Origin of the sequence: Nocardioides sp. NBC_00368 (genome assembly GCF_036090055.1) — a bacterium.
Lineage (GTDB): Bacteria > Actinomycetota > Actinomycetes > Propionibacteriales > Nocardioidaceae > Nocardioides.
In genome coordinates this window covers 3,337,153-3,363,163 of sequence record NZ_CP107970.1, presented here as the reverse complement: position 1 = coordinate 3,363,163, position 26,011 = coordinate 3,337,153, and the positions used below count along the sequence as shown (strand labels likewise).

General features: G+C 69.5%; 22 protein-coding genes. 14 read left to right on the top strand and 8 right to left on the bottom strand.

Annotated elements, in window-relative coordinates; genetic code table 11:
• Window positions 1-62: 62 nt before the first annotated feature.
• Together OG984_RS15975 and OG984_RS15970 are read right to left on the bottom strand one after the other, a co-directional pair.
• Window positions 63-2,372, bottom strand: a complete 2,310-nt coding sequence (locus tag OG984_RS15975) for an MMPL family transporter (RefSeq protein WP_328527281.1) — start codon at window positions 2,370-2,372, stop codon at window positions 63-65.
• A 92-nt stretch (window positions 2,373-2,464) separates the two neighbouring features.
• Window positions 2,465-3,505 carry an LLM class F420-dependent oxidoreductase gene (locus OG984_RS15970; RefSeq protein WP_008364088.1) on the bottom strand — a complete coding sequence of 347 codons (1,041 nt, stop codon included), beginning with the start codon at window positions 3,503-3,505 and terminating at the stop codon, window positions 2,465-2,467.
• A gap of 23 nt (window positions 3,506-3,528) precedes the next feature.
• On the opposite strand from OG984_RS15970, the gene fgd reads away from it, so the two are divergent.
• The 6 genes from fgd to OG984_RS15940 all read left to right on the top strand — a co-directional run bounded on the left by fgd (window position 3,529) and on the right by OG984_RS15940 (window position 8,950).
• Complete coding sequence (gene fgd / locus OG984_RS15965) at window positions 3,529-4,533, top strand: glucose-6-phosphate dehydrogenase (coenzyme-F420) (RefSeq protein ID WP_328527280.1); 1,005 nt, start codon at window positions 3,529-3,531, stop codon at window positions 4,531-4,533.
• A 175-nt stretch (window positions 4,534-4,708) separates the two neighbouring features.
• A complete protein-coding gene (locus OG984_RS15960) occupies window positions 4,709-5,683 on the top strand; it encodes an RNA polymerase subunit sigma-70 (RefSeq protein WP_328527279.1) in 975 nt (324 codons plus the stop codon).
• A 108-nt stretch (window positions 5,684-5,791) separates the two neighbouring features.
• Window positions 5,792-6,574 (top strand): SDR family NAD(P)-dependent oxidoreductase, encoded by a 783-nt coding sequence (locus tag OG984_RS15955; protein WP_328527278.1) that lies wholly within the window; start codon window positions 5,792-5,794, stop codon window positions 6,572-6,574.
• 32 nt (window positions 6,575-6,606) lie between these two features.
• Entirely contained in the window at window positions 6,607-7,332 is a 726-nt protein-coding gene (locus OG984_RS15950) for an acyltransferase (RefSeq protein ID WP_328527277.1), read from the top strand.
• Window positions 7,333-7,421: 89 nt separating this feature from the next.
• Complete coding sequence (locus tag OG984_RS15945; RefSeq protein ID WP_328527276.1) at window positions 7,422-8,300, top strand: glycerophosphodiester phosphodiesterase family protein; 879 nt, start codon at window positions 7,422-7,424, stop codon at window positions 8,298-8,300.
• Window positions 8,301-8,329: 29 nt separating this feature from the next.
• Window positions 8,330-8,950, top strand: a complete 621-nt coding sequence (locus OG984_RS15940) for a TetR/AcrR family transcriptional regulator (protein ID WP_328527275.1) — start codon at window positions 8,330-8,332, stop codon at window positions 8,948-8,950.
• A 97-nt stretch (window positions 8,951-9,047) separates the two neighbouring features.
• Here the strand turns inward: OG984_RS15940 and OG984_RS15935 are convergent, their stop codons facing one another.
• Together OG984_RS15935 and OG984_RS15930 are read right to left on the bottom strand one after the other, a co-directional pair.
• A complete protein-coding gene (locus tag OG984_RS15935) occupies window positions 9,048-9,299 on the bottom strand; it encodes a hypothetical protein (RefSeq protein ID WP_328527274.1) in 252 nt (83 codons plus the stop codon).
• The gene (locus OG984_RS15930) at window positions 9,296-10,594 is read right to left on the bottom strand and encodes a PspC domain-containing protein (RefSeq protein ID WP_328527273.1); all 1,299 of its coding nucleotides are present in this window, start codon (window positions 10,592-10,594) and stop codon (window positions 9,296-9,298) included. Before OG984_RS15930 ends, OG984_RS15935 begins: the two co-directional genes overlap by 4 nt.
• Before the next feature lie 124 nt (window positions 10,595-10,718).
• On the opposite strand from OG984_RS15930, the gene OG984_RS15925 reads away from it, so the two are divergent.
• The gene (locus tag OG984_RS15925) at window positions 10,719-12,029 is read left to right on the top strand and encodes a PspC domain-containing protein (protein ID WP_328527272.1); all 1,311 of its coding nucleotides are present in this window, start codon (window positions 10,719-10,721) and stop codon (window positions 12,027-12,029) included.
• Entirely contained in the window at window positions 12,026-12,673 is a 648-nt protein-coding gene (locus OG984_RS15920) for a LuxR C-terminal-related transcriptional regulator (RefSeq protein WP_091052906.1), read from the top strand. Before OG984_RS15925 ends, OG984_RS15920 begins: the two co-directional genes overlap by 4 nt.
• 9 nt (window positions 12,674-12,682) lie before the next feature.
• Here OG984_RS15920 and OG984_RS15915 read toward each other — a convergent pair whose 3' ends face one another.
• Entirely contained in the window at window positions 12,683-14,953 is a 2,271-nt protein-coding gene (locus OG984_RS15915) for a bifunctional SulP family inorganic anion transporter/carbonic anhydrase (RefSeq protein ID WP_328527271.1), read from the bottom strand.
• Between the two features lie 170 nt (window positions 14,954-15,123).
• Between OG984_RS15915 and OG984_RS15910 the strand changes: the two genes are divergently transcribed.
• Together OG984_RS15910 and pcrA are read left to right on the top strand one after the other, a co-directional pair.
• Window positions 15,124-15,486: a hypothetical protein gene (locus tag OG984_RS15910; RefSeq protein WP_196875478.1), complete on the top strand. Its 363-nt coding sequence runs from the start codon at window positions 15,124-15,126 to the stop codon at window positions 15,484-15,486.
• A gap of 61 nt (window positions 15,487-15,547) precedes the next feature.
• On the top strand, window positions 15,548-18,007 hold the full coding sequence (gene pcrA, locus OG984_RS15905) for a DNA helicase PcrA (RefSeq protein ID WP_328527270.1): 2,460 nt from the start codon (window positions 15,548-15,550) through the stop codon (window positions 18,005-18,007).
• A gap of 138 nt (window positions 18,008-18,145) precedes the next feature.
• Here the strand turns inward: pcrA and OG984_RS15900 are convergent, their stop codons facing one another.
• Entirely contained in the window at window positions 18,146-19,921 is a 1,776-nt protein-coding gene (locus tag OG984_RS15900) for a M23 family metallopeptidase (RefSeq protein WP_328527269.1), read from the bottom strand.
• Between the two features lie 782 nt (window positions 19,922-20,703).
• Between OG984_RS15900 and sucC the strand changes: the two genes are divergently transcribed.
• The 3 genes from sucC (at window position 20,704) to OG984_RS15885 (ending at window position 23,697) form a co-directional block, all read left to right on the top strand.
• The gene (gene sucC / locus OG984_RS15895; RefSeq protein WP_328527268.1) at window positions 20,704-21,867 is read left to right on the top strand and encodes an ADP-forming succinate--CoA ligase subunit beta; all 1,164 of its coding nucleotides are present in this window, start codon (window positions 20,704-20,706) and stop codon (window positions 21,865-21,867) included.
• 17 nt (window positions 21,868-21,884) lie between these two features.
• Complete coding sequence (gene sucD, locus OG984_RS15890) at window positions 21,885-22,781, top strand: succinate--CoA ligase subunit alpha (RefSeq protein WP_008364062.1); 897 nt, start codon at window positions 21,885-21,887, stop codon at window positions 22,779-22,781.
• A gap of 154 nt (window positions 22,782-22,935) precedes the next feature.
• A complete protein-coding gene (locus OG984_RS15885; protein WP_328527267.1) occupies window positions 22,936-23,697 on the top strand; it encodes a lytic transglycosylase in 762 nt (253 codons plus the stop codon).
• Window positions 23,698-23,712: 15 nt separating this feature from the next.
• Here OG984_RS15885 and OG984_RS15880 read toward each other — a convergent pair whose 3' ends face one another.
• Window positions 23,713-24,381, bottom strand: coding sequence for a trimeric intracellular cation channel family protein (locus OG984_RS15880; protein ID WP_328527266.1), 669 nt, complete (start codon window positions 24,379-24,381; stop codon window positions 23,713-23,715).
• 95 nt (window positions 24,382-24,476) lie between these two features.
• Window positions 24,477-25,187 (bottom strand): alpha/beta fold hydrolase, encoded by a 711-nt coding sequence (locus OG984_RS15875; RefSeq protein WP_328527265.1) that lies wholly within the window; start codon window positions 25,185-25,187, stop codon window positions 24,477-24,479.
• A 152-nt stretch (window positions 25,188-25,339) separates the two neighbouring features.
• On the opposite strand from OG984_RS15875, the gene OG984_RS15870 reads away from it, so the two are divergent.
• On the top strand, window positions 25,340-26,008 hold the full coding sequence (locus OG984_RS15870; RefSeq protein WP_328527264.1) for a GntR family transcriptional regulator: 669 nt from the start codon (window positions 25,340-25,342) through the stop codon (window positions 26,006-26,008).
• The last annotated feature ends 3 nt before the right edge of the window (window positions 26,009-26,011 follow it).

Below are 26,011 nucleotides of genomic sequence, written 5' to 3'. Positions count from 1 at the left end.
CCGAGCGACCCGAGTCGTAGGGCACATCGTAAAGACACTTCGCGGAATCCGCAGCCGAGCCTTCAGTAACGGCGAGGATCGCGGCGGCCTCGGAGGTCACCGGGAGGTCTCGGGCCAGTCGCACCTGTGGGTGAACGAAAGTTCATTCGCGGATCCATGGGTGAATGAAAGTTCGTTCGCGGGTTTGGCGGTGAACGAAAGTTCGTTCGCGCGCGGGCGAGTCGGCTCGGCCACCAGATGACGTCGCCGAGGTCGAGGTTGAGGGCGGTGACCAGGATGGAGCGGACGACGAGGGTGTCGAGGAGCACGCCGAGGGCGATCGCCAGGCCGATCTCGATGAAGCTCACGTGCGGCAGCGTGGTGAGCACCGCGAACGTCGCGGCCAGGACGATGCCGGCGCTGGTGATGACCCCGCCGGTCGCCGAGAGCGCGACCAGCGAGGCGCGCCGGGTGTCGCCGTGCCCACTGGCCTCTCCAGCAAGGGCCTCCTCGCGGACCCGGTGCATCAGGAAGATGTTGTAGTCGATGCCCAGCGCGACCAGGAACACGAAGACGAACAGCGGGAACTCGCGCCCCTGCCCGGCGAAGCCCATCGCCTCGAAGACGACCGCGGAGAGACCGAGCGCGGCGCCGAAGCTGAGCACGACGGTGGCCATCAGCAGCAGCGGGGAGAGGACCGAGCGCAGCAGGATCATCAAGATGATCAGCACCAGGCCCAGCACCAGCGGCATCACCACCTTGGTGTCCCGGTCGGTCGCTGCGGCCATGTCGAGCTGGATCGCGGCGGTGCCGGTGGCCAGTGCGTCGGCACCCTCGACGGTGTGGACCACGCTGCGTACGTCCTCGACGGTGTCGAAAGACGCCTTCGACATCGGGTCGGTGGACAGCGGGACCGCGGTCAGCGCGACCTCGTGGGTGCCGTCGGTCACCGGGGTCACGCCCTCGTAGCCGGCCTTCGCCAGCGCCTCGACGACGTCCTTCTCGCTGCCCCGGGCCGAGACGACCTGGATCGGGTTGGACGGGTCGCCGAGATCGTGCTCCTCGAGCACCCGGTCGCCGATCAGCGACGGGAAGTCCTTGGTGTAGGTCTCCGAGCTGTCCAGCGTGGTGATGTTGAGCATCGAGAGCCCGCCGCAGCAGGCCAGCAGCACCGCGGCGGTGCCGATCCAGACCGCTCGCGGCCGCTTCTGGATCCACCCGCCGAGCCGGGTCCAGACGCCGCCGTGCTTCTCGCCGGTGGTGCCGTACGCCGGCTTGACCGGCCAGAACACCCAGCGGCCCGTGATCACCAGCAGTGCCGGGAGCAGGGTCAGCATCACGACCAGCCCGGCGACGATGCCGATCGCGCAGACCGGGCCGAGGCTGGCGGTGGACCCCATGGTGGCGACCATCAGGCCGAGCATGCCGACGGTGACCGTGCCCGCCGAGGCGATGATCGCGGGCGCCGAGCCGCGCAGCGCCGCCGCCATCGCGCGGTGCCGGTCCTGGTGCCGGCCGAGCTCCTCGCGATATCTGGCGATGAGCAGCAGCGCGTAGTCGGTGCCGGCGCCGAAGACGAGCACGTCGAGGATGGCCCGGTTCATCTGGTTGAGGGTCAGCCCGGCGTACTTCGCGCAGAGGTAGACGACGCCCATCGACACGACCAGCGCGACCAGCACCGAGACGAGCGGGAGGAACCAGAGCACCGGGCTGCGGTAGGTGATCAGCAGGATCACGATGACCACGCCGGCAGCGGCGTAGAGCAGCGCGCCGCCGATCCCGGCACCCGCCTCCATCTGATCGGCGGTGGAGCCACCGGCACCGCCGATGTAGACGTCGACGCCGTCGATCTCGGTCATCTCGACCAGGTCGTCGCGCAGGTCGAGCAGCGCGGTCGGGTCCTCGTCGGCGTAGTTGACCACGAGCGAGACGGTGGCGACCTCGCCGTCGGCGGAGACCAGGCCGTGCTTCTGGCCCTTCTTCTCCCCGGTCGGGTAGGCGATCGCCGGCATCACCGGTGATCGAGCCTGTCGAGATCCATCCTCTTGCGACTGAGGATTCGCTTGGCTCGTCACCCCGTCCAGCGATGCGATCTCCGGGATCTGGAGCACGATCGCGGTGTAGTCGGCCTTCGTCAGACCACCCTCACGGTGGTAGACGATCGTCGTGGTCAGATCGTCGGGATCCTGCACCTTGGCGAGCTCGTCGATCGCCTGGGTCGACTCCGCGTCGGCCGGGAGCCAGTCGGAGTTGTCGTGGGACTCGACATCGCCGAGCTTGCCGGTCAGCGGACCCATCAGGACCAGCATCACCAGCCAGAAGCCGAGCACGACCCACTTCGTGACGGGTCCGGTGATGCTGGTCGCGAGTTGGGCGCCGATCCGCTCAGACATGCGTCCATGCAACCAATGCCCGTGGGGGCAAGGTCACAGGGGGACGGCCGGGCCGGCCGTGGGGGTAAGCGAGGTCACAGCCGGCCGGGAGGTCAGACCAGCCACTCCTTGACCTGGGCGATCGACGCGAGACCGTCGGTGCCGGCGGCGGGAGTGACCTGGAGGCTGGTCACGCCGGCCTCCTTGAACGCCGCGATCCGCTCCTTCACGAACGACTCCGGTCCGACCAGGTTGCCCGCCTCGAGCCAGGCCTCGGGGACCTCGGCCTCGGCGTCGCGCTTGTGACCGTCGAGGTAGAGGTCCTGGATCTTCTTGGCCGCGTCGCCGAAGCCGTACTTCACGGCCATGTCGTTGTAGAAGTTCTTGCCGCGGGCACCCATGCCGCCGACGTACAGCGCGAGCAGGCCGCGCATCGTGTCGCGATGGCGCTTGGCCTCGTCGGGATCGTCGGTGATGGCGAGCAGGCCGCCGGCGGAGATCTCCAAGGGCTTGAGGTCGGGCGAGCGCTTGGCCAGGCCCTTGTCGATCGCCTCGCCCCAGACGTCGCGGGCCTTGTCGGGCAGGAACTGGAACGGGAGCCAGCCGTCGGCGACCTCGGCGGTCATGGCGACGTTGTTGTCGCCCAGCGCGGCCACCCAGATCGGGGTGTCGGCGCGCTCGGGCCGGTTGAGCAGCTTGAGGGGCTTGCCGAGGCCGGTGCCCTGGTCGGCCGGCAGCGGGATCTTGTAGAGCCCGTCGCTCTGCAGCCGCTCACCGCGCAGCCCGGCGCGCAGGAGCCCGATGATCTCGCGGGTGCGGGCCAACGGCTTGTCGTACGCCACCCCGTGGAAGCCCTCGATGACCTGGGGCCCGCTCGCGCCGAGGCCCAGGATCGCGCGCCCGCCGGAGACGTTGTCGAGGCCGGCCGCGGTCTGGAGCAGCGCTCCCGGCGTACGGCTGTAGATGTTGAGGATGCCCGCGCCGAGCTCGACCGTCTCGGTCTTCGCGGCCAGGTAGCCGAGCAGCGAGACCGCGTCGAAGCCGTACGGCTCGGCGACCCAGAGCTGGTCGAGCCCTGCTTTCTCCAGGCCGACGACCTGGTCTGCGGTGTCACGCGGGTTGCCGAAGTAGGTCAAGGGCATCGCAAGCTTCATGCCGAGGAGGCTACCGTGACCGTGTGACGGAGATCAGGTTCGGATACAAGGCGTCCAACGAGCAGTTCGCACCGACGGAGCTGCTGAACTACGGCGTGATGGCGGAGGAGCAGGGTTTCGACTCGGTCTTCATCTCCGACCATCTCCAGCCCTGGCGGCACGACGGCGGACACGCGCCGTTCGCGATGACCTGGCTGGGCGCGCTCGGCGCGCGCACGGAGCGGATCGTGATGGGCACCTCGGTGCTCACCCCGACGTTCCGCTACCACCCGGCGATCGTGGCGCAGTCGTTCGCGACCCTGGGCTCGCTCTTCCCCGACCGTGTCGTGCTCGGGATGGGCACCGGTGAGGCGATGAACGAGGCGCCGCTGGGTGTGGAGTGGCCCGAGGGCAAGGTGCGCTTCGCGCGGTTCCGCGAGGCCGTGCGCGTCATCAAGAAGCTCTGGACCGAGGACCGGGTCACCTTCGACGGTGACTACTACCAGCTCGACCGGGCGACCATCTACGACAAGCCCTCCACGCCGGTGCCGATCTACCTGGCGGGTTCGGGCCCGGCGGCGACGAAGTACGCCGGCCGTGCCGGTGACGGCTACATCACCACCTCCGGCAAGGGCGCCGAGCTCTACACCGACACCCTGCTTCCGGCCGTACGCACCGGGATCGAGCTCTCCGGCCGCAAGCCGGACGACGTCGACATGATGATCGAGGTCAAGGTCTCCTTCGACCACGACCTGGAGCAGGCGATGGAGGCCACCCGCTTCTGGGGCGCCCTCGGCCTCAGCCCCGAGCAGAAGCACTCCGTCGAGGACCCGGTAGAGATGCAGCGTCTCGCCGACGCGCTCCCGACCGAGGCGACCGCCAAGCGGTTCATCGTCTCGACCGATCCGGACGAGCACGTCGCCCGGATCAAGGAATACCTCGACATGGGCTTCACCCACCTGGTCTTCCACGCTCCGGGTCCGGACCAGGCGAAGTTCCTCGAGCTCTACGGTGAGGAGATCCTCCCCAAGCTCCGGGCTCTCGTCTGAGCCCTGACCCTGGGCCCCGGGCAAGGCCAGGGCCCCGGCTGGGAATCAGAGCCGGGGCCCTGGGAGGACCGCCCCACATACCTACTACGCCGCCCATTTAACTTGCGTTGCACCTGTTTGAGACCGGTTGCGAATTCCGTTTCCGGTGTGGGTGTCAGGCTCTACGCTCCCAGCCATGAGCGTGATGACCGACCCGTTCGTGGAGGCCGCCGAGAAGCACCGGCGCGAGCTGCGGGTGCACTGCTACCGGATGGTCGCGAGCTTCGACGAGGCCGAGGACCTGGTGCAGGAGACCCTGGTCAAGGCGTGGGAGCGCCGCGACCAGCTGACCGACCCCGAGGCGATGCGAGCGTGGCTCTACCGGATCGCGACCAACACCTGCCTCGATTTCCTGCGCCGCAACGAGCGCCGGCCGAGGACGTACGCCCCGCTGCCCGGGTTCGACCACGGCACCGGTGAGCCCCCGGAGCTGCTGGAGTGGCTCCAGCCGTTCCCGGACTCCCTGCTCGAGCCGGAGCGCCCGGAGGAGGAGGCGGTCGCGCGGGAGACGATCGAGCTGGTCTTCCTCACCGCGATCCAGCACCTGACCCCGCAGCAGCGCGCCGTGTTCGTCTTCCGCGAGGTGCTCGGCTGGTCGGCCGCCGACACCGCGGCCGCGCTCTCGGTCAGTGTCCCCACGGTCAACTCCCTGCTGCAGCGGGCCAAGCCGGCGCTGCGCCGTCATCTGCCCGAGGACCGGTCGGCCTGGCGCACCGAGGGGCCCACCGAGGAGGAGCGCAAGGTCATCGATGCCTACATCGCGGCAGGGGCGAGCAACTGGCGCGAGGGGATCGCCGACCTGCTGACCAGCGACGCGGTGCTGACGATGCCGCCGAACCCGTTCTGGTTCACCACCCGGCAGTCGCTGATGGACTTCGTGCTGCCCAGTCTGGACCCGTCCTCACCGACCTACTTCGGCGAATGGCGCTTCCTTCCGGCGAGCGCGAACCGGATGCCCGCGGTCGCCGGCTACGTACGCCGCCCGGGGACCACGATCTACCGGCCGCAGGTGCTCGACGTGCTCCGGGTGGTCGACGGCCGGGTCGCCCAGATCACCACGTTCGAGCCGCATCTCTTCCCCGCCTTCGGGCTCCCGCAGGCGCTGACCTGAGCACCGATCGAAAAAAGTTCTGGGGCACCCGATGAGTGGACGAGGTGGCGTACGTCCTAACGGGCAGATCACGCACACCGGGTGTGTGAGGACAGCTCAGGAGACATCGTGAACGCACAGCTTCAGAACCGCACCGCCATCGTCTGGGGCGGCGCGGGCGACATCGGCTCGACCACCGCGAAGGCCTTCGCCGACGCGGGCGCCAAGGTCTATCTGGCGGGTCGCACCGAGGCGACGCTCGCGGCCAGAGCCGAGGAGGTCGGCGCTGCCGGATACGGCGTGGTCGACATCCTCGACGAGGACGCCGTGGTCGCCTTCGTGGAGCGGGTCGTCGCCGAGACCGGCTCGCTCGACATCTCGTTCAACGTCGCCGACCGAGGCGACATCCAGGGTCAGGCGCTGCTGGAGATCTCGGCCGCCGACTACAACCAACCGGTCCTGCGTGGCATCACCGGCTCCTTCCACACCGCTCGCGCGGCCGCCCGGCAGATGGTGACGCAGGGCCGCGGCGTCGTGCTGGCCCTCGACTCCGGCTCCGCGCGTGGCTCGGCGCCGGGCATGGGCGGGACCAGCGCCGCCGACGGCGCGCTCGACGCGCTGGTGCGGGACCTGGCCGCGGAGGTCGGGCCCTCCGGCGTACGCGTCGTGGGGATCTGGACCGCCGGGATCACCGAGACCTTCACCGCGGAGAAGTTCGAGCGGGTCGTCGGGACGAGGCTCCCGGAGGAGGCGCTCGCCGGGATCCTGGCCAACCTCGACGAGCTGCGGATGACCAAGCGTTCGCCGCGGCTGAAGGAGGTCGCCGACACCGCGACCTTCCTCGCCTCCGACGGCGCCGGCGCGATCACCGGCACCTGGCTCAACGTGACCAGCGGGATGTACCCGAGCTAAGAGCTGGCGCGGACCGGGTTATGGTTCCCGGCATGTCTTGGACCAGGGGTGAGCCGCTCACCGACGTACATCGGGAGCGGCTCATCGCCGCGGGGCTCGCGCCGGAGGTGCTCGTCGGGCTGGAGCTGAGCGAGATCACCGGGCCGCTGCCCGAGTGGTGGCACGAGGGCGGCAACGCGCTCTACCTGCGCGACGGCTTCCGGCTCGACGAGCGGCTGATCGACCTGCTCGGGTTCTACCCGTTCTCCGACGCGCTGATCGTGGTCGCGACCGACATCACCTCGATGCAGGCGCTGCTGGTCGGTGGTGACCGGCCGACGATCTTCATCGGCCCGGACACCAGCATGGTCTGGGGCGAGATCTACTGCGGCGGCGACTCGTCGGTGATCCTCTCCGGCGGCCTCGTCGCCACCTCGCGCGCGCAGATCGACGCCCGCAACGGCGGTTCGATCGTCACCGCCCCCGACCAGCTCTGGGCCGCCAACGTCTACGTCGCCACCGACGACATGCACCGCCTCGAGGACGGCGAGACGGGGCAGCGGATCAATCCGTACGGCGCCCACATCCGCCTCGGCGAGCACGTCTGGCTCGGTCGCGACGCGATCGTCACCGGTCATGTGGAGATCGGCGACGGCGCTGTCGTCGGGATGCGGAGCATGGTCCGCAACCAGAAGGTCGAGCCGCGTACGGCCGTGGCCGGTGTCCCGGCCCGGCTGATCCGCGAGAACGTCGTCTGGTCCGGCGAGGACACGCCCTGAAGGTGCCGTACCGAACGGCCTGCCGCTCGTAACGTCCCATTCACATTGCGCCCGCCGCGGCGTCGCTGCCGCCACGCACGCTGGGTGTCATGGCATCGGCCTCCCGCCCCCTTGTGATCGGCCATCGCGGAGCACCCGGCTACCTGCCGGAGCACTCCTTGGAGTCCTACCGCCTGGCGCTGCGCCAGGGCGTGGACGCGCTCGAGACCGACGTGGTGATGACACGTGACGGGGTCATGGTGCTCCGGCACGAGAACGAGCTCACCCGCACCACGGACGTCGCCTCTCGCCCGGAGTTCGCGGAGCGGCGTACGACCAAGGTCATCAGCGGCAAGAAGTGGACCGGCTGGTTCACCGAGGACTTCACCTTCGCCGAGCTGCTCACCCTCGGCGCGCCGACCACGAGCCAGCCGATCATCACGCTCGACACGCTGCTGCTGCTCGTCGCCGACGAGTCGCAGCGGCGCGGCCGGCGGATCGGGCTGCACGTGGAGGTCAAGCACCCGACGTACTTCGCCTCCATCGGCCTGCCCGTCACCGACACCCTCCTCCAGACCCTCGCCGACCACGGCGTCGATGCCTGGAACAGCCTTCCGGGTCTGCCGACGCAGCGGCTGTGGCTGCAGAGCTTCGACGAGGCGTGGGTGCGTGAGATGAGCACCCGCACGGATCTGCCCCTGGTGCAGCTGGTCGACAAGAAGTGGGGTGCGGTCGACTGCGCGGAGATCGCGACGTACGCCCAGGCCATCGGCCCGAAGAAGTCGATGGTGCGCAAGAAGGGGCAGCCGCCGACCGGCCTGGCCGATGAGGCCCACCGGCACGGCCTGAAGGTCTTCGTGTGGACCCTGAAAGCAGGTCGCGACCAGGCGAATCGCCTCTTCGAGGCAGGGGTCGACGGGGTGTTCGCCGACTACCCGAACCGGCCGATCGCGGCTTTGGCAGACGTCACAGCCGCGCAGACCGCCTGAGGCTGGCGCGCCCCCGTAGGGTGTGGGGCATGCCGCCCCTCAACGCGGACCGCGCGGTCCTGATCGCTGCTCGCGAGGTGCTGCTCCGGGACCCCCGCGCGACGATGGCCGCGGTCGCCGAGGAGGCGGGGATGGGTGTGGCCGGCCTCTACCGCCGCTACGCCAACAAGCAGGCGCTGCTGCGCGCGGTCGCCGCCGACAACTACCGCCGCTACATCGCCTTCGCGGAGGCGGCGCTGAGCGACACCGATGACCCCTGGCACGCCTTCACCGGCTTCCTGCGCCAGGTGCTCGACGACGGCCTCCCGCGCCTCACCCTCGCCCTGCGCGGCGAGGTCGATCTCGATCAGGACCTGCGTGACCTGGACAGACTCGCCGTCGACACCACCAACCGGCTCCTGCGCGGCGCCCGCGGCAGCGGCATCCTCCGCCCCGACGTCACCCGGGCCGACATCGCCGTCATCCTCGAGCAGATCGACCGCATCGACGTCGGGGACGACGTACGCAGCGCCGCCCTGCGCCGCCGCTATCTCGCCCTCGTCTGCGACGGCCTGCGCGCCGACGCGGCCAGCCGCCGCCTCCCCGGCCCGCCTCCGCACGAGGCCGAGCTGATCGGGCGTTGGGCGGGGGAGATCTCCAGCGTCTCCTGAGGCGTCACCCCGGTCGGGCGAGACGTCACCGCACTGCCGACTCGGTCGGCGCGAGTGACGCTTCGGCCGACGTACCTGACGCCTCGGCGGGCTGAGGTCAGTTCTTCCTGAGCAACGCCGCGAGCAGCCCGATGGAGCCGCCGACGATCCAGGGGAGCGGGAGCAGCCAGCGGAGGTCCTCGATGCTGCGGATGGTCACGGTGCCGCTGACGACCAGCGCCCACACGACGACGAAGACGAGGAAGACGAGGCCCATGACGAGGTGGCCGATGTTGACCGGGTGCCGGCCGGTGGGCTTCGGCTCGCCGGCGCTGTCCTCGAAGCGAGGCGGGGCGTAGTCGTGGCTCATGGGGTCCTCCTCTCGGCCGTGCCGACGAAGCGTACGGCTCTGGGGTCGCTCTCCTCGTAGATGTTGATCGCCCCGAGGTCGGCGGTCGCGGTCAGGTGCAGGTCGGCGTCGTCGGTGAGGCCGGGCTCGCTGCCTTCCTCCCCGGCGACATGGGTGCGGGCCAGGACGAACCCGCCGAGGCCGCTGCGGGTCTCGTCGAAGACCTGGGCCTCGCCCAGCGCCCCGAGGGTCGCCTCCGCGGCGACGGTGGCGTCGTCGGGGACGATCACGGTGATCTCGCCGAACGAGCTGGTGATGTCGAGGTCGTGGCCGTCGAGCGTCTTCGGGTCGATGGCGCTCAGGTCGACGACGATCGCGCCCGCGTCGACCACGTAGGAGGTCTCCAGGGCCGCGACGCTGCGGGGGTGGATCTCGATGCTGCTGCCGGTCTCGAGGTTCGACATGTCGATCATCGTGAGCGGCAGCGCGGCCAGGGAGACCAGCCCGAGGAAGATCAGCCCGCCCGCTCGGCCCCAGAACGCGCCCAGCACGAGGAAGCCACCGAAGACGGCCAGCAGCGCGGCCGGGTAGGCGCTGGCCGGGACCTGCGCCCAGCCGGCGACGTCGACGAGGCCGAGGACACCGACCTCGATCGCGGCGACCGCTACGGCCCGGCCGAACAGCAGCGGCGGGCGCCGGCGTCCGGCCGGCCGGATCGGCGCGTTCGGGTCGTAGGTGCCAGGCGCCCACGGCGCCGGAAGATAGCGCGTCGGAGCCGCAGGAGCACGGGCGGCCACGTCACCGGTCGTCGGTGCGACGGGCAGTGTCCCGCCCTGCTTGCGACGGCCCCACTTGCCACGGTTGGCGTACCAGAGTGCGACCACCGCGAGCACGGCGAGCCAGAACCAGGGGACGCTGGTGTCGCCGAACGCGTCACCGAGCAGCGAGATCGCCGCGATGCCGCCGGCGATCCAGAGCAGGAGGTTGCGGGCCGGAGGCCCGACCGGGATCAGCCCGTCCTCGGCGGTCTCCTCGGGCACCAGCAGCCAGGCCGCGACGTACACGATGCCGCCGGAGCCCCCGAAGAACACCGACACCACCAGCATCACCCGCACCAGGAGCGGGTCGACGTCGAAGTGGCGTGCGATCCCACCCGCGACGCCGGCGATGTGCCTTCCCTCCGGGGAGGCATGGGTCGTACGCCGCAGGCCACTGAGGTTGCGCAGCTGCTCGCCGGTGGGGCGGGTGCGCGCCTCGGAGACAGGCGATGGCGGCTCCGGGGTTGGAGGCAGCGGCGCCTCGGGCGGGATCGTCACACCCCTACTCTGACCCCTCGGCCCGCCGCAGACCATCAGGGACGGCCCTGAGTTCTCGAAGAGCCAGGATCAGGGTGAATCCTCATGGCACGCATCCGCTGTAGGTGTGACGATGGTTGTCATCATGACGACAACCCATGCGACGGCGGAGCTGCCGGCACCGCCCCCGGAGCCGGCCGTACGCCGCGCCTACCGCGACACCGACGCGTCGGTGATCGGCGGCGTGGCCGCCGGGCTGGCCGAGCACCTCGGCCTGCCGGTACTGGCCGTGCGTGCGTTCTTCGTGGTGACGGCGGTGTTCAGCGGCTTCGGCGTGGTCCTCTACGCCGCCCTGTGGATCTTCATCCCCGCCGCGCCCCACATCGAGCAGTCCACGCCGGGCGGCGAGAGCGCTACCCGCGGCGGTCGCCGCCCGTCCTCGCGCCCCGGAGGCGTCGACAAGGGCCCGGCGATCGCGCTGCTCGCGCTCGGGTTCGGTGCCATCGTGCTCTTCGACACGGTCCTCGGCGCCGGTGCGCTGATCTGGCCGGCGATGCTCGGCGTGGCCGGTGTCGCGCTGCTGTGGCGTCAGGCCGACGCCGCCCAGCGCGAGCGCTGGATCGATGGCACCGGACACCTCGACCTGGTGCGGATGGTCTTCGGCAAGGGCGGCTGGCGGGCCTACGTCCGTGTCGGTGTCGGCGTCGGGCTCATGCTCTTCGCGGTGATCCTCGCGGGCGGCCAGCTCGATCTCGGCAACGCGACCGCGCTGGTCATCGCCGGCCTGATCGTGCTCGGCGCCGGCTTCCTCGTCGCCGGACCCTGGGTGCGTCAGCTCGCCAGCGATCTCGGCAGCGAGCGCGAGGAGCGGATCCGGAGCCAGGAGCGCGCCGACATGGCCGCCCATCTGCACGACTCCGTTCTCCAGACGCTCGCGCTGATCCAGCGCAACTCCGGCGACCCCGCGATGGTGCAGAAACTCGCACGCGCCCAGGAGCGAGACCTGCGCGAGTGGCTCTTCTCGACCCCGGCCGAGGCCGACGAGACCTTCGCCGCGGCGCTGAAAGCGGCCACCGCCGAGGTCGAGGACGCCCACGGCGTGACCGTCGACGTGGTGGTCGTCGGCGACGGGCCATTTGACGAGACGGTGAGGCCGATCGTCGCTGCTACCCGCGAGGCCGTGACCAACGCCGCCAAGCACGCCGGCACGGGACGGGTCGACGTCTACGCCGAGGCGACCGAGGAGGCCTTCGAGGTCTTCGTCCGCGACCGTGGCGCCGGCTTCGTCCTGGACGAGGTCTCCGCGGACCGACATGGCGTACGAGACAGCATCATCGACCGGATGTCGCGCCACGGCGGCTCGGCTGTGGTGAGATCGTCACCGGGTGAAGGCACCGAGGTGCGGCTGAAGCAGCCTCGCACGAAGGAGGCCGGCTATGAAGGAGAACGGACATGAGTGAGGTCAAGGTCGTCATCGTCGACGACCACGCGATGTTCCGCACCGGCGTACGCGCCGAGCTGAGCCGGTCGCCGGTCATCCGGATCGTCGGGGAGGCCGAGGACGTCGACACCGCGGTCAAGGCGATCGCCGAGGGCAAGCCCGACGTGGTGCTGCTCGACGTGCACCTCCCCGGTGGTGGCGGCGTCGAGGTGATGCGCAAGGCACCGGCCGTCGACGGCTCGCCGCGCTATCTCGCGCTGTCGGTCTCCGACGCCGCGGAAGACGTCATCGGCACCATCCGCGGGGGTGCCCGCGGCTATGTCACCAAGACCATCACCGGCGCCGAGCTGGTCGCCGCGATCCAGCGGGTGTCCGGGGGAGACGCGGTCTTCTCGCCGCGCCTGGCCGGCTTCGTGCTCGATGCCTTCGCCGGCACCATCGCCATCGCCGACATCGACGAGGACCTCGACCGTCTGACCGAACGAGAGCGCGAGGTGATGCGCCTCATCGCCCGCGGCTACTCCTACAAGGAGGTCGCCGGAGAGCTGTTCATCTCGATCAAGACGGTCGAGACCCACATGTCCAACGTGCTGCGCAAGCTGCAGCTGTCGAGCCGTCACGAGCTCACCCGCTGGGCCAACGACCGCCGCCTGCTCTAGGGGTCCCGGTCACGCGGGCTCGGGCGGCCTGGCCTCCATCAGGTGGGCGAGCTCGTCGGTCTCCGCGTCGGTCAGCGTCGTGAACCCGTCGCCGCGCAGGATCTGCAGCGTGCCGTCGGAGATGTCCAGGAACAGCCCCACGAGACGTACGTCCCGGCCGGCCAGCAGCTCCCCGAGCCGATCGATCATCACCGCGACGTTGACCTGGGAGACCTGGTCGACCTCGCTCCGGCCGGCCGCGGCAGCGGCGAGACCGACCGGATGCCCGGTCTGCCACTCCTGGATCGCGGGTGTGGCATGGCGCAGCCAGTCACCGACCGGACCCGCGGGCACCTCACCGGCGCGGGTGCTCTCCAGCGCTGAGGTGATCGCACCGCAGCGCGAGTGGCCGCAGACGACGACGGTGTTGATGCCGAGATCGTCGACACCGAACAGCATCGGCGCCGCGACGGAGCTGTCCGTGCTGCTCGGTTCGGGCACGAGGTTGCCCATGGTGCGGACCGTCAGCAGGTCGCCCGGGCCGCTGGACGTGATCAGGTTGGGTACGACCCGCGAGTCGACGCAGGTCAGGAACACCGCCTGCGGCTCCTGGCCGTCGGCCAGCCCCTCGTAGACCGGCCGCAGCGGCGCCGCGTGCCGGCGGTGGTACTCCCGGACGCCGAGGGCCAGCGGATGGTGCGGGTCGGTGTGGTCGGCGCGTACGTCCTGCCAGGCGCCCCACGGAAGCAGCCCTCGCGGGCTGATCGGCGGTGCCTTCAGCGCCCGTTCCTGATGCGGTGCCTCGACGCCGTGCGGCCCGGAGTGCTCCACGAGCACCGTGCCGCCGGCGGCCTCGTAGCGGGCTCGCCAGTGGTCGAGCTGGTCGCGTCCGGCCGGGTCGAGGTAGTCGACGAGGAGGTCGAGCTCGACGAGCTGGCCCTCCGGGATCGCGTCGAGCCTGCTGACCAGCGTCGGCGTCGCCAGGAACGAGAGGCTGCCGTGCACCTCGACCAGCCACTTCTCGCGGCCGTCGGCTGCCTGGCCGGCCGGGCGTACGTCGATCCGCACATGGACGAGCCGCCACAGCACCAGGACCAGAGCGGCGACCAGGCCGATCATGACGCCCTCGATGAGGTTGAGCGCGAGCACACCGGTGATGGTCAGCGCGTAGATCCAGAGCTCGCCTCGGGCGTGCGCCTGGGAGATGTCGGCGGGCCTGACCAGGCCGGTGCCCATCATGATCAGCAGGCCGGCCAGGGCCGCGAGCGGGATCTGCTCGACGAGCCCGACCAGGACGAGGGCGAAGAGCAGCACCCAGACGCCGTGCAGGATCGCGGAGGCACGCGTGCGGGCCCCTGCCGCGACGTTGGTCGAGCTGCGCACGATGACGCCGGTGACGGGGAGACCGCCCAGGGCGCCGGAGGCGGTGTTGGCCAGTCCCTGACCGACGAGCTCGCGGTTGAGGTTGCTGCGTTGGCCGCCGTGCAGCTTGTCGACGGCGACCGCGGAGAGCAGGCTCTCCACGCTCGCGACCAGCGCGACGGTCAGCACCGCGCCGGCGATGGCGAGCGGGGTGCCCTCCGGCAGCGCGACCGAGCCGATCTCGTCGAGCAGGTCACCACCGAGCTCGACCCGCTCGGCGCCCGGTAGCCACGCGGCCGCGAGGAGGGTGAGCGCGACGACGGCCACCAGCTGGCCGGGCACCGCGCGGATCCGCTGCGGGAGCCGTGGCCAGACGAGCAGGATGGCGATCACCCCGAGCCCGGCCAGGATGGCGTGGATGTTGGGCTCCTGCGCGTTGCCGATGATGTGCTTGACGTTCTCGAACGCGCTGGACTGCGACCGGCCGCCGAGGGCGACGTTGAGCTGGCCGAGCACGATCGAGATCCCGATCGCCGCGAGCATCGCGCTGACGACGGTGGGCGAGATCGCCAGCGCGTAGCGTCCCAGCCGGGTGGCACCGAGCACGACCTGGAGCATCCCTGCCATCACGGTGATGGCGCAGGTTGCCTCCCATCCGAACTCGGCGACCGTCTCGGCCACGACGACCGTCATGCCGGCAGCCGGGCCGCTGACCTGCAGCGGGGAGCCGCCGAACAGACCGGCGACGATGCCGCCCGCCGCGGCGGCGATCAGGCCTGCGGCGACAGGTGCACCGGAGGCGACGGCGATGCCGAGCGAGAGCGGCACGGCGACGAGGAAGACGACCAGCGAGGCCGGTACGTCGAAGCGAATGATCTGGCGGAGCTGATCGAGTGGTCTGGACCCGCCGGTGGGCAGGGTCGGGCGAGGTGATGACACGTCAGAATCCTCCTTGCGGAGCCGAGAGCGATGGTGGCGGTCACGGTGAGAGTAGGCAGACGCACCGGAATTCCCCAAGGCGAATGTGATCAAATTCGTGTGATCGTTCGAAAACGCGTCGATGCGGTACCGCTTGATGGGCTCCGAGGCGCGGGCTCTAGTCTTTGCCCATGGAGATCGTGCGGCACATCCTGCTCGTCATTCACCTGCTCGGCTTCGCGGCGCTCTTCGGCGGCCTGCTGGTGCAGATCAAGGCCCCGGACAAGGTGGCCAACGGACTCATGCGCGACGGCTCCGGCACCGCGTTCCTCGCCGGTCTGCTGCTCGTCGGCGTCCTCGAGATGGGCGACGGTCCGGTCGACCACGCCAAGGTCGGCGTGAAGCTCGTGATCGGCCTGGTGGTCCTCGGCCTGGTCATGTCCCAGCTGCGCAAGCCCAAGATCTCCGACGGCCTCTACTGGACGATCTTCGGCCTCACGGTCATCAACGTCTGCGTGGCCGTCTTCTGGTCCTCCGCGCACGTCGCTTCCTGACCCTCCTCGAGGGCCCGCCGACCCACGACTTGTCGGTGCTACGCCCTAGGCTGGAGGCAGCATGAGTAAGCCTGACCAGACCCCACTCGCTTCCATCCCGGGCCTCGAGGCCTTCGCCTCGGTGCAGCCGGCCGACGAGCCACGTACGCAACGGCGTGGACCGAGCGCCGAGGAGCTCCTCGACGGGCTCAACGAGCCCCAGAAGGCGGCGGTGCAGCACCAGGGTGCGCCCCTGCTGGTCGTCGCGGGCGCGGGGTCGGGGAAGACCCGCGTGCTGACCAGGCGGATCGCGTGGCTGATCTCCCAGCGTGGCGCCCATCCCGGCAGCATCCTGGCGATCACCTTCACCAACAAGGCCGCCGCCGAGATGAAGGAGCGCGTCGAGGCCCTGGTCGGCAAGCGCGCCCGGATCATGTGGGTCTCCACGTTCCACAGCGCCTGCGTGCGGATCCTCCGCAAGGAGATCGACAAAGTCGGGCTGAAGTCCAACTTCTCGATCTACGACGCCCAGGACCAGAAGCGGCTGATGCAGCTGGTGCTCAGCGATCTCGACCTGGACCCGCGCCACTACCAGCCCGGCCAGGTGCTCAACTGGGTCAGCGACCAGAAGAACGAGCTGCGTGACGTCGAGGCGGCCGAGAAGGACGCCCGCAACCACCTCGAGCAGACCTACGTCGCGGCCTACAAGGAGTATCAGAAGCGCCTGCGGCAGGCGAACGCCCTCGACTTCGACGACCTGATCATGTCGACCGTCGAGCTCTTCCGGGCCTATCCGGAGGTGCGGGAGGTCTACCGGCGCCGGTTCCGACACGTGCTGGTCGACGAATACCAGGACACCAACCACGCCCAGTACGCCCTGGTCCACGAGCTCTGTGCGGATCGCATGGACGACACCGCCCTGACCGACTCCTACGCCGACGAGGCGCCACGCAGCGACCCGGCCGAGCTGATGGTGGTCGGTGACGCCGACCAGTCGATCTACGCCTTCCGCGGCGCCAACATCCGCAACATCCTCGACTTCGAGCAGGACTTCCCCGACGCGACCACGATCCTGCTGGAGCAGAACTACCGCTCCACGCAGACGATCCTCACCGCCGCCAACGCGGTCATCAAGAACAACAAGGGCCGCAAGGAGAAGGCGTTGTGGAGCGACGCCGGCAACGGTGAGCGCATCGTCGGCTACGTCGCCGACGACGAGCGCGACGAGGCCCGGTTCGTCTCCGACGAGATCGACAAGCTCGTCGACGGCGGGCTCAAGGCCGCCGACGTCGCCGTCTTCTACCGCACCAACGCCCAGTCGCGCGTCTTCGAGGAGGTGTTCATCCGCACCGGCCAGCCCTACAAGGTCGTCGGCGGAGTGCGCTTCTACGAACGCAAGGAGGTGCGCGACGCGCTGGCCTACCTGCGCACCCTGGCCAACCCCGACGACCAGGTGTCGTTGCGTCGGATCCTCAACACCCCGAAGCGCGGTATCGGCGACCGCGCCGTGGCCTGCGTCAACGCGCTGGCCGAGCGCGATGGGCTGACCTTCTGGGAGGCGCTGCAGAAGGCCGAGGACGCCCCCGGCATGGCCACCCGCAGCCTGACCAACATCAAGGCCTTCGTCGCGATGGTCGAGGAGCTGCTGCAGATGGTCGACGCCGGCGAGCGAGCCGACGTGATCCTGGAGACGGTGCTCGACCGTTCGGGCTATCTCGCCTCGCTGGAGGAGTCCGACGACCCGCAGGACGAGACCCGGGTGGAGAACCTCGCCGAGCTGGTCGCCGTGGCCCGCGAGTTCTCCGACGACCCCGTCGCCGCCCCGAGCGCCGACCCGGCCGACGTCGACGCCGGCACGGTCGAGCCCGGTCTCGCCGACTTCCTGGAGCGGGTCGCGCTGGTTGCCGACACCGACCAGATCCCCGACGACGAGGACGGCGTGGTCACCCTGATGACCCTCCACACCGCCAAGGGCCTCGAGTTTCCCGCGGTCTTCCTCACCGGTATGGAGGACGGCGTCTTCCCGCACTCCCGGGCCCTCGGTGACGGCACCGAGCTCGAGGAGGAGCGCCGGCTGGCCTACGTCGGCATCACCCGCGCCGAGAAGCGGCTCTTCATCTCGCGGGCCGTCGTCCGGTCCGCGTGGGGCGCGCCCTCGCACAACCCGGGCAGCCGGTTCCTCGACGAGCTTCCGGTCGACCTGGTCGACTGGCGGCGTACGGAGAAGGAGATGTCCTCCTGGGGCCGGCCCAACTTCGCCGGGGACAGCTGGGGCGGTGGTCAACGTCTCGGCCAGCCCACGGCCGCCGGGCGCCGCAACTTCTCCTCGGCCGCCCTGCGCGCGGATGCCGCGGCCAAGTCGAAGCCCGCCCGCGCGGTGCCCTCGCTCGACCCGGGCGACCGGGTCACCCACGACTCCTTCGGCCTCGGCACCGTCGTCACCATCGAGGGCTCCGGCGACAAGCAGGTCGCGAGCATCGACTTCGGGGATACGGGGGTGAAGCGGTTGCTTCTCCGCTATGCCCCGGTCGAGAAGCTGTGACTCGGGGCGGCTGAGGGCTCACGTGGCGCCAGTCGCATAGGCGGCTGTCTCCTCGGGGTACGCCGAGTCGGCGCAACGGCACGCCTCGCTCGCTTCGCTTCGCTCCAAGGCATGCAGTTGCGCCGACTCGGCTCTGTGTCAGCTGGGGTCTACACCATGCTCGTTGAGCGCGGCGTCCGGGTCGACGGCGTCACCACCACCGGGGCGGACCTCGACGTGGAGGTGGTTGCCGGTGGAGTTACCGGTCGAGCCGACGTAGCCGATGACCTCGCCGGGGGAGACCGTCTGGCCGACGGAGACGCCGTAGTCGCTCTGGTGGCAGTACCAGATCTCGGTGCCGTCATCGAGGGTGATGATCGTCCGGTTGCCGTACGCCCCGCCCCAGGCGGTCTCGGTGACCGTGCCGCGGGCGATGGCGTGGATCGGGGTGCCGTAGGGCGCAGCGAAGTCCAGACCCGTGTGAGTGCTGGACCAGTTGGCGCCCGAGGAGCCGAAGGTGCCGGTGATGCGGTAGACGCCCGCCGGGATCGGGAGCTCCCACAGGTTGGACTTGAGGAACTTGTCCTGCTTGTCCGCCTGGACGTCGACGCCCTGGAGCGCCTTCTCCCGGTCGCTCGCCGCGGTGTCGGCCTCGGAGCGCTCGTCGTTACGGGTCACGGTCGCGGAGCGGTCACCGACGACGACCATGTCGCTGTCGCCACCGAGCGCGGTGGCTCCGACGAGGCGTACGTCATCGGCGGCGACCATCGTCGGACCGCCGGTCAGCGCGATGCCACCGATGGCGGCGGCTAGGGCGGCGGCACCTGCAGTCATCGGGACCGTCGGGCGGCCACCGGCCGCGGCCGCTGCGGCGCGGCGGGTGCGCGGCCGGGGGGGACCACCGATGCCGACCATCGTGCCGGTGGTCTCGACCGCGGGCAGGTCGTGGAGCTCGGGCCGGTAGGTCGCGATCTCGCTGATGCTCGGCAGGTCGATGCTGCCCGTCTCGGCGCGGAAGTAGGACTCGGCCTGGTGGGCCTCGTGGCCGTAGTCGCCGGTGTAGTCGTCCTGGTAGAACGACTCGGCGGCCTGCGGCGCCTCGTAGTAGGGCGCGTCCGCGGTGTAGGTCTCGGTCGGAAGGTCGATCGCCATCGAGTCGAAGTCGATCTGCTGCGGCAGCGACACCGGCGGGGCCGGGAACGAGGTGGTGTCGATCTTGAAGGAGGTCGGCGGCGCGTCGAACGCCTCCTGGAACCCGCGGGGCTCCCTGACCTCGGGCTCGTAGGCCGGAGCCGGGGCCATCGGCGGAGCCGGGATCTGGCGGGCCTGACGCACGGCGCGGACCTTGCCGGTCAGCGGCGAGAACGTGTTGGCCATCCGCAGCGGCTTCGGGGTGTGCGTCGGCTCGGGCGCCTGGAAGGACGGCTCCGGCGCGACGGGCGCCGCCGGGGCCGAAGGCGCGACGGGGGCAACAGGTGCCACCGGCTCGGGACGGGCCGGCGCGGGAGCTGCCGGAATGCCGCGCGGCGGAGTCTTGGTCGAGACCGGCTTGCTCAGCGCGGCCTTCATGGGCGCCGGCTTCGTCGGCTGGGTCAGGAACTTGGTGAGCTCGGAGGTCGTCATGCCTCCGACGCCGAGGTCCTCGAGCACCTCGGGAGTCACCTTGTCCGGGTCGATGCCCATCGAGGAGAGCAGATCGGCCAGGACCGGGTCGATCTGGGCGGCCCGGCGCTGCGTCGGCACGATCGGCCGGGGCGCGGACTGGACCGGGGGCGGCGTCGGGAACGACGCCGGGAAGGAGGGGCCACCGTCGCCCTCGACGAGAGCGCGGAGCTCACCCGTCGAGATGCGGCCGTCGGTGCTGTCCTTCTCGAAGGGAGTCTCGTTGCGGGGAGACCCGACGACGGGCATCTTGCCGGTCTGCTCGAGGACCACGCGGTTGGGCCGGGCCTTGGCGACCGGCTCTTCAGAAGTCTCAGGGGCGGGGGTCGGTGTCGCGGTCCCGACGGCGGGGGACGGCGCGGCGCGTCGCTTCCCGACGTAGGAGGTCGATCCGGTCGCTCGCGGAGCAGGCCTGGAAGCAGGGCTGTCGGTCGCCGGCGCTGCGCGCCGCTTCCCGACGTAGCTGCTGCTCGTGGTTGCTCCGGGGGAAGGGGTGACCGAACGCGGACTGTCACTTGTGACGTCGGCTCGGTGGTTGCCCATCAGTTCATATCTCCGCTGTTCGGGGTCAGACGGCGAGCCATGACTGTAACGGACCGGAGGGCGCGGTCAAGAAATGTGGCACGCCCGTTTCGCTGATTTCACCTTCGGCGAACACCGAATCGGTCGCTGATCTGCGTATATCCGCCAGACTCGAAACTGGATTGCGGCTTCTTCGTGTCACCCGAAACGCGTGTCTACGGCCGGGTTTGAGTCTCGATAAGGTGTCGAAACCTGCCGATCCCCGAAGGGCGGGCCCCGCCGTACGGGGTCAAACGGGCCTCCTCGGGCAGGGCTACGGACTGTTACTCAAGGTTGCCGATTTGTTGGTATATGTCCGGTGTGTCCGGGGTCTCGCCCCGCTAGTGGCGTACGTCACGTCGTGGCCCCTGGGCTCGTAACCGCGCCGTGACGGGGTCTAAGGTGCTGGACGGACACATCTGAAGACGAGGACGTCGACCGCTGATCCCTGCGGTACGCCGCCTCGTACCGCAACACACAGACCAGGTGGATCAGTGGATCTCATGGAGTACCAGGCGAAGAAGCTCTTCGCCAAGCACGGCGTCGCCGTGACCGAAGGTGTCGTCGTCGAGACGGCTGAGGAAGCCAGGAAGGCCGCCGAGGAGATCGGCTTCTGCGTCGTCAAGGCGCAGGTCAAGGCCGGTGGCCGCGGCAAGGCCGGCGGCGTGAAGCTGGCCAAGACCGCGGATGAGGCGTTCGAGCACGCCTCCAACATCCTCGGTATGGAGATCAAGGGCCTCAAGGTCAACCGGGTGCTGATCACTCCGGCGACCCCGCCGGTGGAGGAGTACTACTTCTCCTTCCTGCTGGACCGTTCGAACCGGCAGTACCTCTGCATCGCGTCCGTCGAGGGTGGTGTGGAGATCGAGGAGGTCGCCAAGACCAACCCCGACGCCGTGAAGAAGATCGGCATCGACCCCGGCAAGGGCGTCGACGAGGCGAAGGCGCGCGAGATCGCGACCGAGTGCGGCTTCCCGGAGCCCGTCTTCGAGCAGGCCGTCTCGATGATCCAGAGCCTCTACACGGTGTTCACCGAGGAGGACGCGACTCTGGTCGAGGTCAACCCGCTGGCTCGCCTGGAGGGCGACAAGCTGGAGGCCCTCGACGGCAAGGTGTCGCTCGACGACAACGCCTCCGAGATCCGGCACGAGGACCACGAGCAGTTCGTCATCCGTGACGAGGAGGACCCGCTCGAGGCCAAGGCCAAGGACAAGGGCCTCAACTACGTCAAGCTCGACGGCCAGGTCGGCATCATCGGCAACGGCGCGGGTCTGGTCATGTCGACCCTCGACGTGGTCGCCTACGCCGGCGAGGCGCACGGTGGCGTGAAGCCCGCCAACTTCCTCGACATCGGTGGCGGCGCCAACGCGCAAGTCATGGCCGACGGTCTCGACGTCATCCTGAACGACGAGCAGGTCAAGTCCGTGTTCGTGAACGTCTTCGGTGGCATCACCGCCTGTGACGAGGTCGCCAAGGGCATCGTGGGCGCGCTGGACATCCTCGGCAACGAGGCGACCAAGCCGCTCGTCGTGCGTCTGGACGGCAACAACGTGGACCTGGGCCGCCAGATCCTCAGCGAGGCCAACCACCCGCTGGTCACCATCGTCGACACCATGGACGGCGGCGCCGACAAGGCCGCCGAGCTGGCCAACGCCTGAGGTCAGGAGAGAGAAACATGAGCATCTACCTCAACAAGGACAGCAAGGTCATCGTCCAGGGCATCACCGGCGGCATGGGTGCGAAGCACACCGCCCTGATGCTCGACTCGGGCGCCCAGATCGTCGGTGGCGTCAACGCCCGTAAGGCCGGCACCACGGTCACCCACAAGGACGCCCAGGGCGCCGACGTGGAGCTCCCGGTGTTCGGCACGGTCGCTGAGGCGATGAAGGAGACCGGCGCCAACGTGTCGGTGCTCTTCGTGCCGCCGGCGTTCACCAAGGACGCCGCGATCGAGGCCATCGACGCCGAGATGCCGCTGATCGTGGTCATCACCGAGGGCGTCCCGGTCCAGGACACCGCCGAGGTGTGGTCCTACCTGCAGGGCAAGGCCACCCGGATGATCGGCCCGAACTGCCCCGGCATCATCACGCCGGGCGAGTCGCTGGCCGGCATCACCCCGCACACCATCACCGGCAAGGGCCCGGTCGGTCTCGTCTCCAAGTCGGGCACGCTGACCTACCAGATGATGTACGAGCTGAAGGACTTCGGCTTCTCCACTGCCATCGGTATCGGCGGTGACCCCATCATCGGCACCACCCACATCGACGCTCTCGAGGCGTTCGAGAAGGACGACGAGACCAAGCTCATCGTCATGATCGGTGAGATCGGTGGCGACGCCGAGGAGCGGGCCGCGGCCTACATCAAGGAGAACATCTCCAAGCCTGTCGTCGGCTACGTCGCCGGCTTCACCGCGCCGGAGGGTAAGACCATGGGTCACGCCGGTGCGATCGTGTCCGGCTCCGCCGGCACCGCGCAGGCGAAGAAGGAGGCCCTCGAGGCCGCCGGCGTCAAGGTCGGCAAGACCCCGTCGGAGACGGCTGCTCTCGCTCGCGAGATCCTGCAGTCCCTCTGACGTACGTCAGACCTGACCGCCCCGCGACCGGAATGGTCGCGGGGCGGTCATGTTTTCGGGGATCGGTTCGAATGGGCGCCGGTGCGCGTCCGAACGGATTACTGTGACGGCTATGGCCAAGAGAATGAGGCGTTTGATCTCGGGTGCGGTCGTTATGGCCGTTTCAGCCTCGGTGGGCTCGTCGATCGCCGGGTCGGCCCCGGCGATGGCGGCATCGACCCAGAGCGCGCACCAGAGCGTTGATCAGGCAAAGACGGAGCGGAAGACCCACACCGTCCAGCCGGGGGAGACCCTCTCCGGCATCGCCGAGAAGTACGGCGTCAAGGTCAGTGACCTCGCGACCTGGAACAAGATCGTCGACCCGGCCAAGATCCGGGCGGGGGCCACGCTCGTGGTGAGCCCACCCGCGAAGCCGGCCGAGAAGACGTACACCGTGGCACCTGGTGACACCTTCTCCGGGATCGCGAAGAAGTTCGGCGTCGACGTGGGCGAGCTGATGGCCCTCAACGGCTACGAGGATCCCACCAAGCTCCTTGCCGGGAGCGAGATCAAGATCCCGGCGGCGAAGCCGAAGCTGAAGACGTACAAGGTCGTCGCCGGTGACACGTTCTTCAGCATCGGCAAGAAGTTCGGCGTCACCGCCGACGAGCTGATGGCGCACAACGGCTACGACGACCCGACCAAGCTGATCGCCGGCACGACGATCGAGATCCCTGCCAAGTCGGACAAGCCCAAGCCCAAGCCGAAGCCCCAGCCCGGCACCGGCGAGACGGTCTACACGACCGTCGCCGGGGACACCTGGGCAAACGTCGCCAAGAAGTTCCGCATCACCGAGGAGGAGCTGCGGATCTACAACGGCCACCGGGCGCCGGACAAGCTGCCTGCCGGTTTCAAGCTCTACATCCCGCCGAGCTGATCGCCGGCGCTCGATTCACACGGGTTCGCCGCTGTGCCCGACGCGTCGCCGAAAGCGCAGCGGCCCTTGCTCGGGGAAACGCCATTCGAAACGCACGGCGATCAGTCGGACGGTCGCCGTCACGATGACGCAGACGGGGCCTGCCACCGCCACCGGCGTGCCGAGGCCGACGAGGAGGATGAGGACCCCGGCGCCGGAACCTGCTGCAACCGCGTACAAGGTCCCCACCTGGAGGAACGAGAGGGGCAGGCCCAGGATGACGTCGCGCAGCATCCCGCCGCCGATGGCGCCTACGACTCCGACCACCAGCGCGCCGACCTCGCCTGCCCCGAGCGCGAGCGCCTTGGAGGCGCCGATCGCGCCGAACAGGCCCATCACGACCGCGTCCAGGGCGGTGAGCGTCCAGTCGGCCCGCGCCAGCAGACGCTGAACCAGCATTCCGAGGACCGCGGAGGCGCCGGCCACGAGCAGATAGCCGTTGCTCCAGATCACCACGGGCGGCTGGTTGAGCAAGATGTCACGCAGCAGGCTGCCGCCGAGCGAGACGGCGAGGCCAATGACGACGACGCCCAGGACGTCGATGCGGCGGTGGCGCTCGCCGGCGGCGAAGAGTGCGCCCTGCAGCCCGCCGAGGCCGGCCGCAAGCAGCTCGATCCACAGGGGCGCCTGAAGCGTGGTGATCATGATGGTGTCTCCTTCTAGGAGTGAGGCCCGGGCCGCGGTAGTCCGGGCCGCTCCCTGCGCTTCGACGGTCGGACGAGCTCAGCGGGCTGCGTGACTCAGCCGACCGCGATCAGCGCGTGCTCGGCGGCGTCGGCGATCACGTCGGCGACGACGCCCGACTGGGTGATGTACAACGCGTGGCTCGCAGAGACGTTCGTGATCTTGGCACCTGCGCGGCTGGCCATGTGCTGGAGCATCGCCTGGTCGAACGACTTGTCATCGGTGGCGATGACGGCCCAGGTGGGTTTGTCGGCCCACGCGGCGCGGGTCACGGGCTCGTTGAACACCGACATGTTGATCGGCACCTGCGAGTCGCGGAGGAACGCGGCGTCCTCATCGCTCGTGTCCGCCGCGAAGCCGACCTTGAACTTCGCGGAGTTGAGGAATCCGTAGCCGTCCTCGCCGACGTCGATGACGAAATCGGGGGTGGGGGCGAAGCCCTCGTACTGCTGCGCGGTCGTCTCGCCCGAAGCCGGCGCGAGCGCCGAGACGTAGACGAGGCCGGCGACGTTCGGGTGGTTGCCCGCCTCGGTGATGACGGTGCCGCCCCACGAGTGGCCCACCAGGACCGTCGGGCCGTCCTGGCGATCGAGGACCCGTGTGGTTGCTGCGACATCGTCGGCGAGAGACGTCAGGGGGTTCTGCACGATGCTGACGCGGTATCCACGTGCGGTGAGGTCGTCGTAGACGCGGCGCCACCCGCCGCCGTCGGCGAAGGCGCCGTGCACCAGGACGATGTTCTGGATCTGCTGACCGGGGGTGCTCATGCTGCTGTTCCTTTCGTGTGCCGCGAGGCGTTCCTCTGCGGGTTATGGCGACGTGTTTGCGCCATCCAATGTGCAATATATTGCATGCCGGAGTCGGGGACAAGCCCCTTGTGGGTTTGCGTCGGCCCCAAGAAGTGTGTGCAATATGTTGCATGCCGATCCCCTCGGGTACACCCTCAGTCGACCGAACGCTCCTCCGGGATGACGTCTATCGACGGCTCAGAGATGCGATTGTCGACGGCACCTTCGGTCCCGGTGAGCAGTTAAAGGACGTCGAGCTTGCGGAGTGGCTGGGTGTCAGCCGCACCCCCGTCCGCGAGGCGCTGCTGCGCCTCGCGGGAAGCGGGCTCGTCGTCGCGCTGCCCGGGCGGTCGACGACCGTGAGCAAGATCGAGTCACAAGCAGTGCGGGACGCGCGCGACGTGGTGGCCGCGATGCACCAGCTGGCCGCACGCGAGGCTGCCGGCAAGTTGGCGGAGCGGGACCTCGCTCGCATGCGCGAGGCCAACCGCCGTTTCGCGGATGCGGTGCGTGCCGGCGACGTCGACGCTGCTCTCGACGCCGACGAGGAGCTTCACCGCATCCCCGTGGCAGTTCTCGGCAACCGTGCCATCGAGGCAGTTCTCGACCAGTTCGACCCGCTGGTGCGCCGCGCCGAGCGACTCCGCTTCGATGCCGGCGGCCAGGCCTCCGTCGAGCGTCATGACACCCTGATCGATCTGCTCGCTTCCGGCGACGCAGAGGGTGCGGCCTCCGTCGCATACGAGGTCTGGCACAGCTTGTCGGCCGACGACGACGCCGAGAAGAGCGGCCGAGGCTGACCT

Coding starts and splice junctions, on each gene's coding strand:
- OG984_RS15910 (WP_196875478.1), top strand. CDS start 15,124: ATGGAGATCGTGCGGCACATCCTGCTCGTCATTCACCTGCTCGGCTTC.
- OG984_RS15925 (WP_328527272.1), top strand. CDS start 10,719: ATGACGACAACCCATGCGACGGCGGAGCTGCCGGCACCGCCCCCGGAG.
- OG984_RS15940 (WP_328527275.1), top strand. CDS start 8,330: ATGCCGCCCCTCAACGCGGACCGCGCGGTCCTGATCGCTGCTCGCGAG.
- OG984_RS15935 (WP_328527274.1), bottom strand. CDS start 9,299: ATGAGCCACGACTACGCCCCGCCTCGCTTCGAGGACAGCGCCGGCGAG.
- OG984_RS15970 (WP_008364088.1), bottom strand. CDS start 3,505: ATGAAGCTTGCGATGCCCTTGACCTACTTCGGCAACCCGCGTGACACC.
- OG984_RS15880 (WP_328527266.1), bottom strand. CDS start 24,381: ATGATCACCACGCTTCAGGCGCCCCTGTGGATCGAGCTGCTTGCGGCC.
- OG984_RS15870 (WP_328527264.1), top strand. CDS start 25,340: ATGCCGATCCCCTCGGGTACACCCTCAGTCGACCGAACGCTCCTCCGG.
- OG984_RS15960 (WP_328527279.1), top strand. CDS start 4,709: ATGAGCGTGATGACCGACCCGTTCGTGGAGGCCGCCGAGAAGCACCGG.
- pcrA (WP_328527270.1), top strand. CDS start 15,548: ATGAGTAAGCCTGACCAGACCCCACTCGCTTCCATCCCGGGCCTCGAG.
- OG984_RS15945 (WP_328527276.1), top strand. CDS start 7,422: ATGGCATCGGCCTCCCGCCCCCTTGTGATCGGCCATCGCGGAGCACCC.
- OG984_RS15920 (WP_091052906.1), top strand. CDS start 12,026: ATGAGTGAGGTCAAGGTCGTCATCGTCGACGACCACGCGATGTTCCGC.
- OG984_RS15975 (WP_328527281.1), bottom strand. CDS start 2,372: ATGTCTGAGCGGATCGGCGCCCAACTCGCGACCAGCATCACCGGACCC.
- OG984_RS15950 (WP_328527277.1), top strand. CDS start 6,607: ATGTCTTGGACCAGGGGTGAGCCGCTCACCGACGTACATCGGGAGCGG.
- OG984_RS15875 (WP_328527265.1), bottom strand. CDS start 25,187: ATGAGCACCCCCGGTCAGCAGATCCAGAACATCGTCCTGGTGCACGGC.
- sucD (WP_008364062.1), top strand. CDS start 21,885: ATGAGCATCTACCTCAACAAGGACAGCAAGGTCATCGTCCAGGGCATC.
- OG984_RS15885 (WP_328527267.1), top strand. CDS start 22,936: ATGGCCGTTTCAGCCTCGGTGGGCTCGTCGATCGCCGGGTCGGCCCCG.